The sequence below is a fragment of the Synechococcus sp. PCC 6717 genome, assembly GCF_022698185.1.
Classification (GTDB): domain Bacteria; phylum Cyanobacteriota; class Cyanobacteriia; order Thermosynechococcales; family Thermosynechococcaceae; genus Thermosynechococcus; species Thermosynechococcus lividus.
This window is the reverse complement of record NZ_JAKLTV010000036.1, coordinates 1-17,430: the sequence shown is the minus strand read 5'-3', so window position 1 is coordinate 17,430 and position 17,430 is coordinate 1. Positions and strand designations below refer to the sequence as shown.

The 17,430-nt window shown below is 52.6% G+C and carries 15 protein-coding genes, 1 tRNA gene and 1 pseudogene; 8 read left to right on the top strand and 9 right to left on the bottom strand.

Going from position 1 to position 17,430, the window contains the following annotated elements:
• The first annotated feature begins 513 nt into the window (after positions 1-513).
• The 3 genes from L5470_RS11940 to L5470_RS11930 all read left to right on the top strand — a co-directional run bounded on the left by L5470_RS11940 (position 514) and on the right by L5470_RS11930 (position 2,106).
• The gene (locus L5470_RS11940; RefSeq protein WP_099799934.1) at positions 514-738 is read left to right on the top strand and encodes a ferredoxin family protein; all 225 of its coding nucleotides are present in this window, start codon (positions 514-516) and stop codon (positions 736-738) included.
• Positions 735-1,865, top strand: a complete 1,131-nt coding sequence (gene nagA / locus L5470_RS11935) for an N-acetylglucosamine-6-phosphate deacetylase (protein WP_499500098.1) — start codon at positions 735-737, stop codon at positions 1,863-1,865. The genes L5470_RS11940 and nagA overlap by 4 nt, the downstream gene beginning before the upstream one ends.
• A gap of 149 nt (positions 1,866-2,014) precedes the next feature.
• A tRNA-Ser gene (locus L5470_RS11930) sits at positions 2,015-2,106 on the top strand.
• A gap of 22 nt (positions 2,107-2,128) precedes the next feature.
• On the opposite strand, the gene L5470_RS11925 is transcribed toward L5470_RS11930, so the two are convergent.
• Entirely contained in the window at positions 2,129-3,553 is a 1,425-nt protein-coding gene (locus L5470_RS11925) for a mannose-1-phosphate guanylyltransferase/mannose-6-phosphate isomerase (protein WP_099799443.1), read from the bottom strand.
• A gap of 77 nt (positions 3,554-3,630) precedes the next feature.
• On the opposite strand from L5470_RS11925, the gene L5470_RS11920 reads away from it, so the two are divergent.
• On the top strand, positions 3,631-5,052 hold the full coding sequence (locus L5470_RS11920; protein WP_499500097.1) for a sodium/glutamate symporter: 1,422 nt from the start codon (positions 3,631-3,633) through the stop codon (positions 5,050-5,052).
• A 278-nt stretch (positions 5,053-5,330) separates the two neighbouring features.
• The gene (locus tag L5470_RS11915) at positions 5,331-7,847 is read left to right on the top strand and encodes a glycogen/starch/alpha-glucan phosphorylase (RefSeq protein WP_499500096.1); all 2,517 of its coding nucleotides are present in this window, start codon (positions 5,331-5,333) and stop codon (positions 7,845-7,847) included.
• A gap of 14 nt (positions 7,848-7,861) precedes the next feature.
• Here the strand turns inward: L5470_RS11915 and L5470_RS11910 are convergent, their stop codons facing one another.
• Positions 7,862-8,275, bottom strand: a complete 414-nt coding sequence (locus L5470_RS11910; protein ID WP_499500095.1) for a hypothetical protein — start codon at positions 8,273-8,275, stop codon at positions 7,862-7,864.
• 61 nt (positions 8,276-8,336) lie between these two features.
• Between L5470_RS11910 and chlG the strand changes: the two genes are divergently transcribed.
• Positions 8,337-9,323, top strand: coding sequence for a chlorophyll synthase ChlG (chlG, locus tag L5470_RS11905; protein WP_099799445.1), 987 nt, complete (start codon positions 8,337-8,339; stop codon positions 9,321-9,323).
• An 8-nt stretch (positions 9,324-9,331) separates the two neighbouring features.
• Positions 9,332-10,249 carry an RluA family pseudouridine synthase gene (locus L5470_RS11900; protein ID WP_099799446.1) on the top strand — a complete coding sequence of 306 codons (918 nt, stop codon included), beginning with the start codon at positions 9,332-9,334 and terminating at the stop codon, positions 10,247-10,249.
• Here L5470_RS11900 and chlP read toward each other — a convergent pair.
• Positions 10,238-11,446: a geranylgeranyl reductase gene (chlP, locus tag L5470_RS11895; protein ID WP_099799447.1), complete on the bottom strand. Its 1,209-nt coding sequence runs from the start codon at positions 11,444-11,446 to the stop codon at positions 10,238-10,240. The genes L5470_RS11900 and chlP overlap by 12 nt on opposite strands.
• A 238-nt stretch (positions 11,447-11,684) precedes the next feature.
• Between chlP and L5470_RS11890 the strand changes: the two are divergent.
• Positions 11,685-11,782 (top strand): annotated as a pseudogene (locus L5470_RS11890) (IS1 family transposase); the annotation flags it as partial.
• Between the two features lie 21 nt (positions 11,783-11,803).
• Here the strand turns inward: L5470_RS11890 and L5470_RS11885 are convergent.
• From L5470_RS11885 to L5470_RS11860, 6 genes are all read right to left on the bottom strand, one after another.
• Positions 11,804-13,237: an O-linked N-acetylglucosamine transferase, SPINDLY family protein gene (locus L5470_RS11885; RefSeq protein WP_499500094.1), complete on the bottom strand. Its 1,434-nt coding sequence runs from the start codon at positions 13,235-13,237 to the stop codon at positions 11,804-11,806.
• A gap of 33 nt (positions 13,238-13,270) precedes the next feature.
• Positions 13,271-13,471: a hypothetical protein gene (locus L5470_RS11880; protein ID WP_499500093.1), complete on the bottom strand. Its 201-nt coding sequence runs from the start codon at positions 13,469-13,471 to the stop codon at positions 13,271-13,273.
• A 43-nt stretch (positions 13,472-13,514) separates the two neighbouring features.
• The gene (locus L5470_RS11875) at positions 13,515-14,108 is read right to left on the bottom strand and encodes a DUF3318 domain-containing protein (protein ID WP_099799449.1); all 594 of its coding nucleotides are present in this window, start codon (positions 14,106-14,108) and stop codon (positions 13,515-13,517) included.
• Positions 14,105-15,754 (bottom strand): CTP synthase, encoded by a 1,650-nt coding sequence (gene pyrG, locus L5470_RS11870; protein ID WP_099799935.1) that lies wholly within the window; start codon positions 15,752-15,754, stop codon positions 14,105-14,107. The genes L5470_RS11875 and pyrG overlap by 4 nt, the downstream gene beginning before the upstream one ends.
• Before the next feature lie 54 nt (positions 15,755-15,808).
• The gene (locus L5470_RS11865) at positions 15,809-17,194 is read right to left on the bottom strand and encodes a CHAT domain-containing protein (protein ID WP_499500092.1); all 1,386 of its coding nucleotides are present in this window, start codon (positions 17,192-17,194) and stop codon (positions 15,809-15,811) included.
• 40 nt (positions 17,195-17,234) lie between these two features.
• Positions 17,235-17,430, bottom strand: a 196-nt coding sequence (locus tag L5470_RS11860) for a hypothetical protein (protein ID WP_499500091.1), incomplete at its 5' end; no start/stop codon positions are given.

The window sequence follows — 17,430 nt, the reverse complement described above, 5'->3', positions numbered from 1 at the left end:
TCTTCCGATCTAAGTAAGTCACTACCGCTTTGGCGGCAAGCCTAAACCACTGCAAGCAATGGCAGGATGTTGAGCGTATCGAATTGGCTAGTGTTGAAAARSGCGRAAGCGCGAACCGAAACATAAACGTAGTCCCAATAGCAGAAATGCTTGAGGTGAGTAGGGGGTCTTTGACTGCCCCCACCCGCATTAAGTTGTGGGTGACAGCTCAAGGGAAAAGCGAAGCAACGCGGCTTCAGCCCGTTGCGTAGCATCCTTTGGGAATCTCCTCTCTTTCAAGGAGGAGAGAAGTCAATGTTAGGGGTAATCAGCTGCAGAAAGTAATCCTTGTTCGTGCGTTCAGCTTTGCTGCCGCTTAGCCCTTCATACCCACAGAGACCATTGCTGGACTGTCCTAACCGGCCTATGCAGCGGCTCAGCTAAGGGATGGGGGCATATCCCAATTTCAGGGGGGCAGCAAATATGTTACAAGTCCTAAAGAGACCTGCCAACTCTCTCACTGAGGAGCACACTGTGGCGCATACGATTGTTACCAACACCTGCGAAGGGATTGCCGATTGCGTTGAAGCCTGCCCAGTTGCCTGTATTCACGAAGGGCCGGGCAAGAATGCCAAGGGAACCAATTGGTTCTGGATTGATTTTGCAACCTGTATCGACTGTGGCATTTGTCTGCAAGTTTGTCCGGTGGCCGGAGCAATTGTGCCGGAAGAACGCCCCGATCTGCAAGCCACCCCATGATGAATGCCTCTTCACAATGGCTGGATCGCGTGCGTATTCCTGGGTGCGATCGCCTACAGCAAGTTAAATTATCTGCAGGCCGCATTACAGATATCGGCATCGATTTAATTCCGCCGGGCACACCGGAGGTGATTGACTTTCAGGGCGATTACCTGTCCTTGGGAGGCGTTGATCTGCAAATTAATGGGGCGTTGGGCTACCCGTTTCCGTGGCTGACAACCCCTGAACCCCTCGAAAAAATTAGTGCCTATCTCTGGCAGCAAGGGATTGATGCCTACGCACCCACTATTGTCACGGCTCCCTTAACAGATATTCATCGTGCCTTGGCAGCGATTAGCCAGTTTCAACCCCCTACAAACCAGCCGAGCGCCCATATTCTGGGGGTGCATTTAGAAGGGCCATTTCTTAATCCGGCGAAGTGCGGTGCCCATCCGCCAGCCTATTTACAGCCCCTCACCCTTGAAGCGCTTCAGCAGGTGCTTGGTTCCTTCAGCAGTGCTGTTGCCATCGTGACCCTTGCCCCGGAACTAGATGCCAGCGGTAGCGTGCTCTCCTATTTGCACTCCCTAAACATCACTGTCAGTGTAGGACACTCCCTTGCCACTGCGGCGGAAGCAGAGGCAGCCTTTGCCACAGGAGCCACCATGGTGACCCATGCCTTTAATGCCATGCCGCCATTGCATCACCGGGAGCCGGGACTATTGGCGGCAGCACTTGTCAATCCACGTGTGTGGTGTGGTGTGATTGCCGATGGCATTCATGTGCACCCCTTAATGCTAAAGGTGCTCTATGAGTGCGCGGGCGATCGCCTGTTTCTGGTGAGTGATGCCCTTGCACCCCTAGGGCTGGGGGATGGGGTTTATCCGTGGGATAACCGCCAGATTCAGGTTAAAGAGGGTACGGCTCGCCTTGAAGATGGGACGCTGTGCGGCACCACCGTTCCCCTGCTGGCCATGGTAGGACGCTTGATGGACTGGGGCGTGTGTGGGTTTGAAAGTGCCCTGCGGTTAGCAACCGTTCAGCCCCGCCATGCCCTTGGCCTGCCTTCAGAATTGCTCCAGCAACCCATGACGAACCTGTTGCGGTGGCGATCGCCCCACCATTATGAACGCCTCATAATCCCTTGAAACAAATTGGAGGAGCGGCTTAGAGCGTTGTTCCCACCCCTGTGGGGGGAATCACCGTATCGTGTAGCCCTAAGTCTTTAGCAGCACAGACTCCTGCGACCTATGCTGAACGGCAGATTTTTGATCTACAATAAAGAAAGCTCCTTAGGGGAGAGATGGCTGAGTGGTCGAAAGCGGCAGATTGCTAATCTGTTGATAGGCAGGTAACTCCTATCCGAGGGTTCGAATCCCTCTCTCTCCGTTGCCAACAGTTACTTCTAGCGCTATGGTAGGCGACCGTACTGATCCTCAAAGCGGACAATATCATCTTCGCCAAGGTAGGCTCCGGATTGCACTTCGATCATTTCAAGGGGAATCTTGCCAGGATTCGCCAAACGGTGAATGGCACCAATAGGAATATAGGTGGACTCATTTTCAGTCAGCAAAAAGGTTTTGCCGTCACAGGTTACTTCCGCTGTGCCACTCACCACAATCCAGTGCTCGGCGCGGTGGTGGTGCTGCTGTAGGGATAGGCTGGCACCGGGTTTGACGGTAATCCGCTTCACCTGAAAGCGATGACCATGATCAATAGAATCGTAGGCACCCCATGGACGATATACCAGCCGGTGGGAGTGAACTTCAGGGCGCTCAAGGCGCTGTAATTCCTCAACTAAGTGCTTAACGTCCTGAGATGCCTCCTGCTGCGCAATAAGAACTGCATCGGTGGTTTCCACAACAATCAAGTTCTCTACCCCAAGGAGGGTGACAAGGCGATGCTGACTGTGCACAAAACAGTTTTTGCTGCCGTAGGTGAGAACATCTCCCCGACAACTGTTACCCAATTCATCTTTGGGGGTTACCTCCCAGAGGCTCGACCACGACCCGACATCACTCCAGCCGCATTCAAGGGGAACAGTCGCCGCTTTGGTTGTCCGCTCCATAACCGCATAGTCCACAGAAATACTGGGACATTGGCTAAACGGCTCTTGGGCAAGACGGGTAAAGTCTAAATCCTGCCGTCCATGCTGGAGGGCAAGGCGACACTGCTGCAAAATCTGTGGTTGTTGTTGCCCTAGCTGCTCTAAAAACGTTTGGGCACGGAAGAGGAATATACCGCTATTCCACAGGTAATTTCCGGCCTGCACGTACGCCTCGGCAGTGGCTCCATCGGGCTTTTCGACAAACTTGGTGACGCGGTGGGCGTGGGGTTCCGGTAGCGGCTCACCACAGCAAATGTAGCCATAGCCGGTGTGGGGACGGGTAGGGGTAATGCCAAAGGTGACTAACCAGTCTGCTAGGGCGGGTGCCATTGCCCACTCAAGGCTTTGTTGGAATGCTGCAACATCTTGGATCAAGTGATCCGCTGGCAGCACCAACAGTAGGGCATCGGTTTCTAAAATATCTGTGATGTAAAGGGCGGCGATCGCAATGGCCGGTGCCGTATTGCGTCCCACCGGTTCCAACAAAATTTGGGTTGGCGTGACTCCTAATTGCTGGAACTGCTCCGCCACCAAAAAGCGATGGTTTTCATTGGCAATAATCAGGGGAGGCTGGACAGTGGCTAACCCTTGCAACCGCTGCCATGTTTGCTGGAGGAGGCTGCTGCCATCGCTGGTTAAGGCTATAAACTGCTTGGGGTGAGTCTGGCGAGACAGCGGCCACAGGCGACTGCCCGATCCCCCCGACAAGATCACGGGAATACAGTCCATCCTCCCTCCCTAGGTCTAAGTCATTGATTAGCAGTGCTCAGCATTCTATTATGGCGACAATTCCTTAGCTTGACACGATGTTTAAGTTAATTACGGTTTTTTGGGCATTTATTTTTCTCGGTGTATTGTTGCTGCTGGGGCGAATAGTGCGCCAACGCTGGCCGTTGATGCAGTCGCTCTATATGCCTAGTTCCGTTATTGCTGGGGTGATTGGGTTGCTACTTGGCCCTGCGGTGCTGGGGGCGATCGCTGGACGAATCAGTCCCGATTCAGCATGGGTGAATGGCATTTTTGCCGAGGATATCCGAGAGGTGTGGCGGCAGTCCCCCAGCATTTTCATTAATATTGTCTTTGCCTGCTTATTCCTTGGGGAGGTCATCCCCAGTCCCCGCGAGATTTGGCAAAAAGCCTCACCCCAGGTGGCCTTTGGCCAGATTTTGGCCTGGGGGCAGTACGTGGTGGGGTTGGGCTTGACGCTGGTGATCCTTGTTCCCCTGTTTCAGGTCGATCCGATTGCGGGGGCACTCATTGAAGTTGCCTTTGAGGGGGGGCACGGCACTGCTGCGGGGATGGCAGAAACTTTTACAGCGCTCAATTTTGCTGCAGGGGCAGATATGGCGCTGGGGTTGGCCACTGTGGGACTGGTGTCTGGAGTCGTCGCTGGGGTGGTACTCATTAACTGGGCACGACGGACGAATCGGTTACAGGTGGCCGGGGCGATCGCCCCTACTGAAACCGATCTTGAGGATCCACACCCTCACGATGATCCCGAAACCCGAGTGGCACGGCAACAACTTCGGCGGAATCTGCTCATTGATCCGTTGTCATTGAACTTTTGCTTTGTCGGGCTGGCGATTATTGTGGGCTGGCTCATCCTAGAAGCCCTGCGCTGGCTAGAGAGATTGACCTGGGGGCAAACGGGTCTGACCTTAATGCCCTATGTGCCACTCTTTCCCCTTGCCTTGATTGGTGGAATTCTCGTGCAGGTGCTGCTGGTGCGATTACGCAAGCCATACCTCATTAGCCGCCCCCTCATCAACCATATTGGTGGGGTGGCCTTAGATGTCACGATTATAACGGCCTTGGCGACGCTCTCCCTTGCCGCTATTGGCGAAAATCTATTACCGTTTCTAGTCTTGAGTTTTGGCGGTATCTTCTGGAACCTGTTTGTGATGCTCTACTTGGGGCCACGTATTTTACCCGTCTTCTGGTTTGAGCGCGGCATTGGTGATATGGGGCAGTCAATGGGGGTGACCTCAACGGGGCTGCTGCTAATTCGCATGGTGGATCCCCATAATCAATCGGGAGCCTTAGAAAGCTTTGCCTATAAGCAAATTCTTTTTGAACCCATTGTGGGGGGAGGGTTGTTTACCGCTGCGGCTCCCATCTTAATTCGCAATGTTGGCGTGGTGCCTGTACTCTTGTTAACGACGCTGCTGCTCCTGTTTTGGTTAGGGTTTGGGCTGTGGAACTGTCACCAAATCCGGCGATCGCCCTAGGGCAAACGCAGACTCCTGAACTTGCTCGCCCAAGACGCTTCTAAGGGAGCGAAGACAGCAAAACAACTCAACCCAAGATGGGATAATGACTTTCTTGTTCCTTTCTTGTTCACGTTGTACTTGCCTGAGTAGGGGTGTGCCCTGAGCAATGACCCTTGGCCAATCCCAACCCTAATTAAGGTAAAGAGATCCTGTACTTGTCTGGGAAGCTAGAACAATCGCGGTAGAACTAAGGCAAGAGCCGATTATTCACCGCGTAGTTTGCGAGGATTCCCACAATGACCAGTTTAATTCCACCTGGTTGCCCGACGGTGCTCACAGAAGACGATCGCACCGGTACAAGTGTTGAAACATTGCGCCGCGCCTTCATGGATAACCTGTTCTTTGTGCAAGGACGGTTTCCAGAAGTTGCCACAAAAAATGATCATTACCTTGCCCTTGCCTACACTGTGCGCGATCGCCTCCTCTTGCGCTGGCTCAACTCTGCCAAAACCTATCGCGATCAATTCAGTCGCACCGTTTGCTACCTCTCGGCAGAATTCTTGCTTGGCCCGCACCTTGGTAACAACCTCATTAACTTGGGGTTGTACGATGCCGTTGCCGAAGCCATGCAGCAAACAGGCCTAGATCTCAACGTACTCCTCGAGCAAGAAGAAGAACCCGGACTTGGGAACGGGGGGTTGGGTCGCCTTGCCGCCTGTTATATGGACTCATTAGCCACCCTAGAAATTCCGGCCATTGGCTATGGTATTCGCTACGAGTATGGCATCTTTGACCAAGAAATCCGCGATGGTTGGCAAGTAGAAATCACCGACAAGTGGTTACGCTACGGTAATCCGTGGGAAATTGCCCGCCCTGAAATCACTCTGCCAGTTAAGTTTGGTGGCTCCACCTACAGCTACACCGACGATCAGGGGCGCTACCGCGTCGTTTGGCAACCCCATCAGATGGTGCAGGGAATTGCCTACGATACCCCCATTCTCGGCTATAAAGTCAACACCGCCAACCTGCTGCGGCTGTGGCGGGCAGAGGCCATTGAATCCTTTGACTTCCAAGCCTTTAACACCGGTGACTATTACGGGGCGGTGAACGAGAAAATTGCCTCAGAAAACATCACCAAAGTGCTTTACCCCAACGACGAGCAACTCCAAGGCAAAGAACTGCGCCTGATGCAGCAGTATTTCTTGTGCTCCTGTGCCCTTCAGGACATGATCCGGCTCTATTTACAGTGCTCCTCAGATTTAACCCGTTTCCATCACAAGTTCACCGTCCAGCTGAACGATACCCACCCAGCCATCTCCGTGGCGGAGCTAATGCGCCTATTGGTGGATGAGCACCTGCTACCTTGGGACACAGCGTGGGATATTACCCGCCAAACCTTTGCCTATACTAACCACACCTTACTGCCAGAAGCCCTTGAAAAATGGCCACTCCCCCTCTTTGGGTCTCTGCTGCCACGGCACCTGCAAATTATCTACGAAATTAACCAGCGGTTTCTTGATCAGGTGCGGCTTGCCTATCCCGGTGATCAGGAGCGATTAGCGCGGCTTTCGATTATTGATGAAAGTGAGTGCCGCTATGTGCGCATGGCCAACTTAGCCTGTGTGGGGAGCCATGCCATCAATGGGGTGGCAGCCCTGCACTCAGAACTGCTTAAACAAACAGTACTGCGAGACTTTTACGAACTCACCCCTGAAAAGTTTTCCAATAAAACCAATGGGGTAACCCCCCGTCGCTGGATGGTGCTGAGTAATCCGGGGCTAACCCGACTGATCAGTAACCATATTGGTGAGGATTGGATTAAGCACCTCGATCAACTGCGGCGGCTTGAACCTCTTGCCGAGGATGCAGGGTTTGCCGCCGAGTGGCACGCGGTCAAACACAAAAACAAAGTGCGCCTAGCCGAGTATATTCAGCAGCGGGTGGGTATTAGCGTTGACCCCAGTTCGATTTTTGATATTTTGGTGAAACGCATTCACGAGTATAAGCGGCAACACCTGTGCGTTCTCAATATCATTACTCTTTACCAACGCCTCAAAGATTATCCGAACCTCGACATTACACCGCACACATTTATCTTTGGCGGCAAGGCGGCTCCCGGTTACTACAAGGCCAAGCTGATTATTAAACTCGTTAACTCTGTAGCAGAGGTGGTCAACACCGATCCGACAGTGGCCGATCGCCTGAAGGTCGTCTTTTTGCCAGACTATAACGTTACCTGTGGTCAGCGAGTGTATCCGGCTGCCGATCTCTCTGAGCAAATTTCCACGGCGGGCTATGAAGCCTCAGGCACTGGCAACATGAAATTTGCCCTCAATGGTGCGCTGACCATTGGTACCCTCGATGGCGCCAATGTCGAAATTCGTGAAGAAGTGGGGGCTGAAAACTTCTTCCTCTTTGGCAATACCGTTGAACAGCTACAGGAGATCTGGCGCAACGGCTATCGGCCATGGGAGATTGCCAACAATAACCCCATGCTCAAGCGAGTGCTGGATCTCATCAGTTGTGGTCACTTTTCCCACGGCGATACAGAGCTATTTCGCCCCATTGTTGAGCACCTATGGCAAAACGATCGCTACTGCCTACTGGCAGATTACCAAAGCTATGTCGACTGCCAAGAGCAGGCTACGCGCCTCTATCGCGACCAAAAACAGTGGGTGAAAATGTCAATTCTGAACGTAGCACGCATGGGTAAGTTCTCCAGCGATCGCGCCATTCGTGAGTACTGCGAAGACATTTGGCGGGTACAGCCCGTTCATGTGCCCCTAGCAGACACCTCCTATATTGCCCAATGACCTAGGGTGCCCCCTCAGCATCTTGACATACTCCGCGCAGCTAAAACTGGGGGATTCTGGTTACTGGTTCTACGACAGCACTTACGTCCTTGGATTGCCCCGCAGACACAGAGGTGGTGTATTGCGGTGTTGAAGCAGGAACCTTCATCGGCGACGATGGAATCCCCTTCCTGAGCGCAGCGAAGGGAAGGGAGGATGTCAAGGACATCGTACATCGCGTTGCGAATTGGGGTACGGGGTAAGCGTGCCATGACCACCCCCCCAAAATACAGCAGCAGATAAGCCGCCGCCATCCACCAGTGAATGGTCATAAGACGCTGAAACACTGAGTTGAAGCGGCGAGGTGTTGTTGAAACGACATCTGACATCCATGCCCCCTTCTGAGTACCAAGCGTGTTGCCTGTACCGTAGCTCAGGTTTTGAGCCATACTCTGGGGAACCTGCCACTGCGCTTTATAATCATTTACGTAATGCTGGGCAAGAAACGCTATGACGGACACCCCTGATTCAACCACACCGGCAGTAGAGACCGCGGCAGCGGCGCGGCAACTTTTGGGCATGAAGGGTGCCAAAAGCGGAGAAACCAATATCTGGAAAATTCGCCTCCAGTTAATGAAACCCATTACCTGGATTCCTCTAATCTGGGGGGTGGTGTGTGGGGCGGCCTCCTCCGGTGGCTTTACGTGGAGCCTTGAAGATATTTTGAAGGCGGCAACCTGTATGTTGCTCTCTGGGCCGTTGATGGCGGGCTATACCCAAACCCTCAACGACTATTACGATCGCGAGATCGATGCCATTAATGAGCCGTACCGCCCAATTCCTTCAGGTGCTATTTCCCTTAACCAAGTGCGTGCCCAGATTATTTTTCTGGTAGTGGCAGGTTTGGGGTTGGCTGTACTCTTGGATGTATGGGCGAATCATCCCACCTTGCCCGTCACAAAAATTGCCCTGCTTGGTGGGTTTCTGGCCTACATCTATTCCGCGCCCCCCCTCAAGCTGAAGAAAAATGGCTGGCTGGGGAACTATGCCTTGGGAGCCAGTTACATTGCTCTGCCGTGGTGGGCGGGTCATGCCCTTTTTGGTGAATTAACACCAACGATTGTGGTACTGACCCTGATTTATAGTTTGGCGGGGTTGGGCATTGCCATTGTCAATGATTTCAAAAGTGTCGAGGGCGATCGCCAACTGGGATTGGCTTCCCTGCCGGTAATGTTTGGGGTGGGCACAGCGGCGTGGATTTGTGTCCTGATGATTGATATTTTTCAGTTGGGGATTGCGGGTTACCTTATAGCCTTGCACGCGAATCTCTACGCCGTGATTTTAATTCTGCTGGTGATTCCGCAAATTGTCTTTCAGGATATGTACTTTCTGCGGGATCCCCTAAAAAATGATGTCAAGTACCAAGCCAGTGCTCAGCCCTTTTTAGTTTTGGGAATGCTAGTGGTTGGCTTGGCGTTGGGGCACACCCTTGTTTAATTCTAGGCATGGCCACAACCCTAACCCTCACGGTTGAACAGGGGGGCGATCGCCTCGATACATTTTTAGCCCAGCACCAGCCGCAACTCTCCCGCTCCCGCTGGCAACAACTCATTCAGCAGGGGCAGGTACGCATTAATCACCGCATCTGCGATCGCAAAAACCACCCCCTCAGTGGCGGAGACGTCTTAGAAATTACCCTGCCGGAGCCAGAACCCCTAGCGCTTGAGCCGGAAGCGCTCCCCTTAGACATTCTCTACGAGGATAGCGATCTGCTGATCCTCAATAAGCCGGTAGGTCTAGTCGTGCATCCAGCACCGGGTCATCCCCACGGTACCCTAGTGCATGGTCTGTTGGCGCACTGTCCCGATTTGGCTGGGATTGGCGGCATCAAGCGGCCAGGCATTGTCCATCGCCTCGATAAAGATACCTCAGGGGCAATGGTAGTAGCTAAAACCGAGGCCGCCCTCCATCATCTACAAGCCCAACTCAAATCCCGCCAAATGCAGCGGCACTACCTCGGCGTGGTCTATGGACAACCCAGCACCGAAACGGGCAGCATTACTGCTCCCATCGGTCGCCATGAGCGCGATCGCAAAAAAATGGCCGTTGTCTCACTCCCCAAAGGACGCATTGCCACAACTCACTGGCAGGTTCAAGAACGCTTTCGCCACTGTGCCCTTGTGGAATTTCACCTAGACACCGGACGCACCCACCAGATTCGGGTGCACGCAGCACATCTGGGGTGGCCTTTAGTGGGGGATCCCCTCTACGGTAGAGGCTCCCCTGTGAAGATGAACCTTCCCGGGCAAGCCCTCCATGCCTTCCGGTTACAGCTGATCCACCCGCGAACCGGTGACCCGATCGTGGCGATCGCCCCCCTGCCAGCGCACCTAGAAAAACTCCTGCGCCTGCTACGGTGCTAACGCATTGCCCCGCAGTAAACTACCAATGGTTTTAGCAGTAATTTTCAACTGCACTAGGGGATTTGCAGGCACCACAGTTTTGTAGAGGTAGCTGTCAAAGGTAAGCTTTTGCACATCCACATCGCTACACATCTCCACAAACGCCTCGCGGGTGGCATCCGAGCGGTAAAAGACCCGTTGCAGCAAATCCAACACGAGGTACGTCATACCGTAGGCCTTATCCCAACGCTTGAGATAAACCTTCAAATCAGCTTCTGTGGGGATGCGACGGCCATTGTTAGACGTCTCGACAATGGTTTCAGCGCACATCCGTGCCGACTTAGCCGCAAAATAAATCCCTTCCCCAGAGGACTTGGTTACCGTACCGGCAGCATCCCCCACGAGGGCAACCCGCCCCACCACCCGTCGCGGACGGGGATGTTCTGGAATTGGATGGGCTTCGACTTTAATAATTTGCCCTCCTTCCAGTTTGGCCGCCGCGCGCGCCCGAATGCCTGCCTGTAGCTCACGAATACGATCTTTATTCACCTTCATGGTGCCGGTGCCCACGGCCACGTGGTCGTACTTCGGAAACACCCACGCATAAAAATCAGGGGAGACATCATCGCCCACATACATCTCCGCCAACTCGTCGTAATAGGCCATTTTGTCAGCAGGTAAGCGAATCCGCTCTTGAAAGGCAATGGCATAGTTGTAATCACCAGCATCAATTTCCTTGGCAATGCGGGAATTTGCCCCATCCGCGCCAATGACGAGATCCACCTCAAGGGTCTGGGTGCTACCATCCCCTAGGACATAGTGCAGGGTATAGGGCTGATCACTGCCGCTGGGTTGCTCCAGCTTAAACACCGTGCCATTGATGAGGTTTGTGCCCAAATCCGCCGCCCGGTTGCGCATAAAGGTGTCTAGAACCTCACGGCGACACATACCAATGTACTCATCATCCTTGAGGGTTTGGCCGATATTCACCTCAATGTTGGAGGGGGAAATCATTTTCATTTTCCGTACCCGCCGATCAATAATTTCGGGGGGCAACTCAAATTCACTGACCATGCACAGGGGGATGGCTCCGCCACAGGGCTTGGCATTGTCTAACTTGCGCTCAAAGAGATAGGTCTCAATTCCAGCCTTGGCTAAAATTTCGGCGGCGGAGGAACCCGCTGGACCACCACCAACAACGGCTACCCGAAGTGACAACGGACAACTCCCAATCACTGCTAACAAACAACAGTTTGGATGGTATCACGGCAATTTTTTGTCTTCAAGGATTTAATCCTCAAAGGGCACAACTGTAACACTTTTCAATATTTGGTCACGATGTCACCGGCCTTGCAAAGGGTATTGGTAACTTTACGCAGGCACACAAGAGCATTTTCTGGAGGAGTCGCTGGCAAGAGGCTGCTCTTTAGCGACACCCGAGAGATTTATGTCCCAGATGGTTGGAGAACTGGATGAATTGGAACCCTTTGTCGGCGCTACAAAAACAAAATCTGGCTGTGGACAGCCGTTAACCACTTTAGAAAAGGAATTTTAGACCGTTCCGGAAGAACCCAATTAATTACGATAGGAGTACACCGTTTGCAAAATAAATGCTTCTAGGGATTTTAGCCCTTCTTGATCTGCCATCACTCGAGGTAAATTGGTCTGAATCTGCTGGCGAATCCATTCACGGTACGCCACATTCTGGCCGAGCTCAATCGCTTTGTGGATATAGTCCCTCACGGTCGGCGCAATGAGTTCCGGTAGCCCCAGTTGGGTCAAAATCCCTGCGGTGTGCCGCCCCCGCATAAATCGTCCGGGAGTGGTCACGATAGGGAGTTGGGCATAGTTCAGGGCTTCTAGGGTTGTACAACCCCCCGACCACTCAATAGAATCCAGAAAAATATCGAGGCAGTGCAGCATGGAGGTAAACCCATAGAAATTCAAAGGCCGGGAGATAAAGCAATAGTCTTGCCAGTGCAAGTTCTTGGCAGAAAATGCTCGCTCAAGGCGGGCTTCAAACCGCTGGCGGCTATGCTTGGTCATATGATGACTGATAAAGACAAATTGGCAGTTGCCGACGGCAGCGGCAATCTCTGGATAAATATAATCAAACTGTGGCAGATACTTAAACACCGACTGTAAACAACCATACGGTACTGCATCAGGCTTTAATCCGTACTCCTGTCGCGTAATCGGTGCCCTTTCATCTTCTGGTAAGGGACTGAACTGAATCCCTAAATTTTTAAGCCGTACTAATTGTTCACAATACTCTGAATCACCCGTTTCTGGCTCCATTAATTCGCTACTTAGAAAATAATCGATTGTGGGCAAACCAGAGGTATCTGGGTGTCCCCACGACATGCACTGAATGGGAGCTAACCACAGACTAGCTAGTTTAATCACGTCTAAGTCCATGCCAATTTCCGGGAATAACATCAGATGTAGTTGGTCTGATCTAATCAATTCAAACCATGATTCAAGCGGGCGGATTCCCATCTCGAATTTATGACAGTAGCGCTTAATTTTTTCGGTACATTGATCGGTATAGTCCTGTGGGTAGTAAGCATAGATTTTAATTTTTTCATTGTTTAAGTATTTAATCCAGTTATGGAGCATTAATTTCCAGACCGTATGCATGCGAAAAAAGCCACAGAGAATGCCCACTCGCACCGGTATGTCTGGAGAGAGCTTTGGCATTGCAGGGTGCTCTTTGCCCTTGGGAATGATCTTTGTCATGACATCATGAATAAACTGACCATACATCTGTTGCAGATGACGAGTGGGCAATCCCTGATAGGGGAGCAGAAACATTGCTACATAGCCAATCCAGTGATGCAGTTGCCCGATTTCTTCAACAGATGCATTTTGAAAAGCCGTGTAAAATTCAAAAAAGGCTTTTTCAAATTGTTGATGACAGACTAACACTTCTTCTGGCGTATCATAAACATTGAGTAAATAGCTAAAGCACCGTATAAATTCAATACTAAGTTTCCAGTCTGGTTGCAAAGAAAGCGCAACCTCATAGGCATGCCGAGATTGTTATAAGTTACTGTCAGAGCTACTGAGAATGCCTAAGCTACACCATGCTGTAGCAAGGTGAGAATCTAAGGAGAGGGCGTGCTTAAAACTAGCAATGGCCTTATTAAGCTCTTTATTTTGCCATTGCTTCTTTGCAAATTTCTCCCAGCCTTTCGCAAATGCAGGATGGGGACTTCGCAAGGCAAGTTGAAGATAGTCCATAGGTATGACGGTTCAAGTTGCAAGGGGGGTAAGTGTGTGTTCCTCACGCTACCCGATTGGGGGTGACTGGGTCTCCGACCAATTGCCGCAGGTTTTGGGTGCGAATAAGGTCGTTCACTTCAAGCACAGGTCGGCGCTCAAGGGTCGCCACATGCTCGATAGCGGCAAGTAGAGCTGCTGCTGCTTCGGCTTCGCTGTATCCCCGGCGTTGCGCCAGCTGTAAGGCGTGGCGATCGGCCGCCACCTCCACAGCCACACCGCGTGTATTCTGCCACACTTGGAGGGCACCAAAGGCTGTTAGACCCCCCGCGACGATCGCCCCCACTGCATCTGCTTGCAGGAATTGCAAGACGGTGCCAAGGGCGCCCGCAACGGTTACCCCCTGATACAGATCTAATTTGATTAATCCCGTTGCGTTAAACCAAGCTACGGCTCGCAAGATCAGTAGATCCCGCTCGCGAGTATCTAACCGGCTCCAGAGGCGGAAATTAATTTCAATGGGGCGATCGCCCCACGGCAGGGCTGGCCGATAGGTAATGACCTGTGCCTGCTGCGGACGGGAGACCAATTTACAGCGCATCCGAGCGGAGGCGGGCATGAGGTCTAGAAGACGGCGAATCTCGGAGTCTGGGGTCACGGCGTAACCTCTGTGGCAACGGTGGAAACGACATGAGAGTTCGTCAACGTTCCGCGCTTCGTTGCAGCTGCAAGGAGACCATAAAACAGTGGGTGCGGTTGATTGGGCCGAGAGCGAAATTCCGGATGAAACTGCACCGCAATAAAGAAAGGATGCGCTGGATATTCAATAATTTCGACTAGGCGGCCATCGGGGGAGGTACCGCTAATGACGTAACCCGTTTCTAAGAAAAGGCTGCGGTAAGCATTATTAAACTCATAGCGGTGGCGATGCCGCTCATAGATCACAGTTTCACCGTAGAGTTGCTCAGCAAGGGAGTGAGCCACCAGCCGACAGGCGTACAACCCTAGGCGCATGGTGCCCCCCAAATCCACAATATCCTGCTGCTCCGGCAATAGGTGAATAACGGGATGGGCGGTATTGGGGTCAAACTCGGCGCTGTTGGCGTTTTCTAGGCCAGCAATATGGCGTGCCCATTCAATCACGGCGCACTGCATCCCTAGGCACAGCCCCAAAAGGGGAATGTTCTGCTCGCGGGCGTACTGAATGGCAGCAATTTTGCCCTCCACACCGCGAATGCCAAAGCCACCGGGGACAACCACTGCCGCCACGTTTTCGAGGTAAGCCGCTGCGCCATTTTCCGCAATCTCTTCGGAGTTCACCCAGCGAATGTGTAACTCTTGATCGAGGGCGATCGCCGAGTGCCGTAACGCTTCCACAACCGAGAGGTACGCATCACTCAAACGGACATACTTACCGACAATCGCCACCTCTATGGGAGCTTGGGGACGGTAGAGCCGCTCCACTAGGGCTTGCCACTGACTCAGATCGGGGGAGCGTTGCTCAAGGTTCAACAGCCTTAGCACTTGGGTGGCCAACCCCTCCCGTTCCAGCAGCAGCGGTACTTCGTAAATACTCTTGGCATCTGCTGAGGGAATGACCGCATCGACGGGCACATCACAAAATTGCGAGAGTTTTTCCTTAATGCCTGGCACCAAGGGGCGATCGCAGCGACAGATGAGAATATCCGGCTGAATCCCAATCGAGCGCAACTCCTTCACCGAATGCTGCGTGGGCTTTGTTTTCATTTCCCCCGCCGACGGAATCCAAGGCACCAGCGTAACGTGCATAAACAGAACATGGTGCCGCCCCACCTCTGTGCGAAACTGCCGGATAGCTTCAAGGAACGGTAAAGACTCGATATCCCCAACCGTGCCGCCAATCTCAATAATCACAACATCGGGGTTCTTATCCTTCGCAACCCGCAAAATCCGTTCCTTAATTTCATTCGTAATATGGGGAATCACCTGTACTGTGCCCCCCATATAATCGCCCCGCCGCTCCTTATTGATGACCGCTTGATAAATCGAGCCAGTGGTAACACTATTCAGCCGCGACATCGGGGTATCGGTAAACCGCTCGTAATGGCCAAGATCCAGATCCGTTTCCGCCCCATCATCCGTCACAAACACTTCTCCGTGCTGAAACGGACTCATGGTTCCCGGATCCACATTGATATAGGGATCTAGCTTCAGAATTGAAACAGAATATTGCCGCGATTTGAGCAGTCGCCCTAAGCTGGCAGCGACAATACCCTTGCCAATACTTGAGACAACGCCGCCCGTAACAAACACATATTTAGTCATCATGCTTCAGTGAGTTGCTACCCCGTACCCATTAGATTACTGTACCTTGGGTTTCTACCAAGGACTACCAATGGTCGTAAACGCCGCCCAAAAGTACGGATGCGAGAGTTGGCGTGTCCCATTAGTAGCTAACCCTTCCGGCAGGGGAATGGCTAGCTCCCCCCGCACACCGGTACTCCGCAGACTATTACCTTCGATCACAACTGCCCCTTTGATCATGGCAATTTGAGCTTGGCGCAAGGCTTCTGCCTTAATGGGTGCCAAACCCAAGTGCTTATAAAACTCCGTCATCAAAGCGAGGGTGCCCTCATCACTGACGTACCACAGACTGGCCACGGAGGTTTTTACCCCCGCTTGCAGTGCCAACCCTGCAAACCCTAGCTCGGCCTCGCGGCTCCCCACCGCTGTGCGACACGCACTGAGGGTCATTAGCTCTGTAGGTGGCCGGAACAAGCGTAACTGCCGTAGCTGGGCGATCGAAAGCTGACTATCCCAAAACTGGATGTAGGAATTGTCGGGTTTACCCGGATTAAACTCAGCGTGGGTGGCCAGATGCAAAATTGGAAATTGACTACGGCGACGCTGCGTCTCTAGATTTAGAACTGTAAACTGTTCGTTAAGGAATTCGGTACCCCGTCCCACCAGTTGGGTAACGGTGCGTAACTCGATGGGAACCGCCGGTAGTGGACTTTGCTTTTGAAATTCAGACGCTCCCATCGCCAGAATTTGGGCATTTTGTAGCGGCTGATAGCGGGTATCCACAAGGTTAATGCTGGGAATTAGACCCAGATTGTAGCGCTCCACTAAGAACTGGCCATTGGGTCCCATAGGTACATCCGTCACCGTAGAAGACACTAAGTTAGAGCCAGTGTGCAGCGCGGCGATCGGCAGTCCTCGCAACCCCTGATCCATCGCAAAGACAAGCGTAGTAATCCCCCGAGCTTGCAGTTCAGGATCTACACTGCCCAAAATCCACTGGTACAGTTGCTGCGCAAAGGGCAAATAGGAGTCTGTATTCGTTTTAGCCGGATCCCGCACCTCTCGGTTAAAGGCAGAAATCACCCGCTGGAGTTCCTCCTGAGAGACACGCACCGCCTGATAAATGGGTTCCCCCGTCGGTGTCACAATAAAAATATCCAGTTGGCCGGGTCGCCAAAAAACATACGTGAGGGCGGGAGTTTGTCCGGTTTCTGCCGCCATTCGAGCTAGCAATGCTTGAATTTGAGCAATATCAAGATTTTGTAGCCCTTCCTGACCAGGGGTGTTAAACAGTTCACCAAAATACTCACTGAACTCAAAAGTGTAAAGCTGCTCCAAAAGCTTAACCGCCGTTGCATAATCGCCTTGATCAAAGGCATTGGCAATTTGCTGGCGAATAATGTCAACCCCCGGAAAATAGAGCACTTGGGCAACTGTTTCCGGAAATTCCGGATTTTGCACTTCCTCGCCAAAGAAAATTTTGCCTAGATCTTCATCGATTTCAGATTGGGACGGTGGCGCGGGAGGCTCTGACGGTGGCGCGGGAGGCTCTGACGGTGGTGCGGGAGGCTCTGACGGTGGCGCGGGAGCASAGACGGTGGCGCGGGAGGCTCTGACGGTGGCGCGGGAGCAGAGACCCGGTACAGGAATCCTGAGCCGCCAAACAAGGGAGCACCTGGGTAGGTTGTATCAAACTG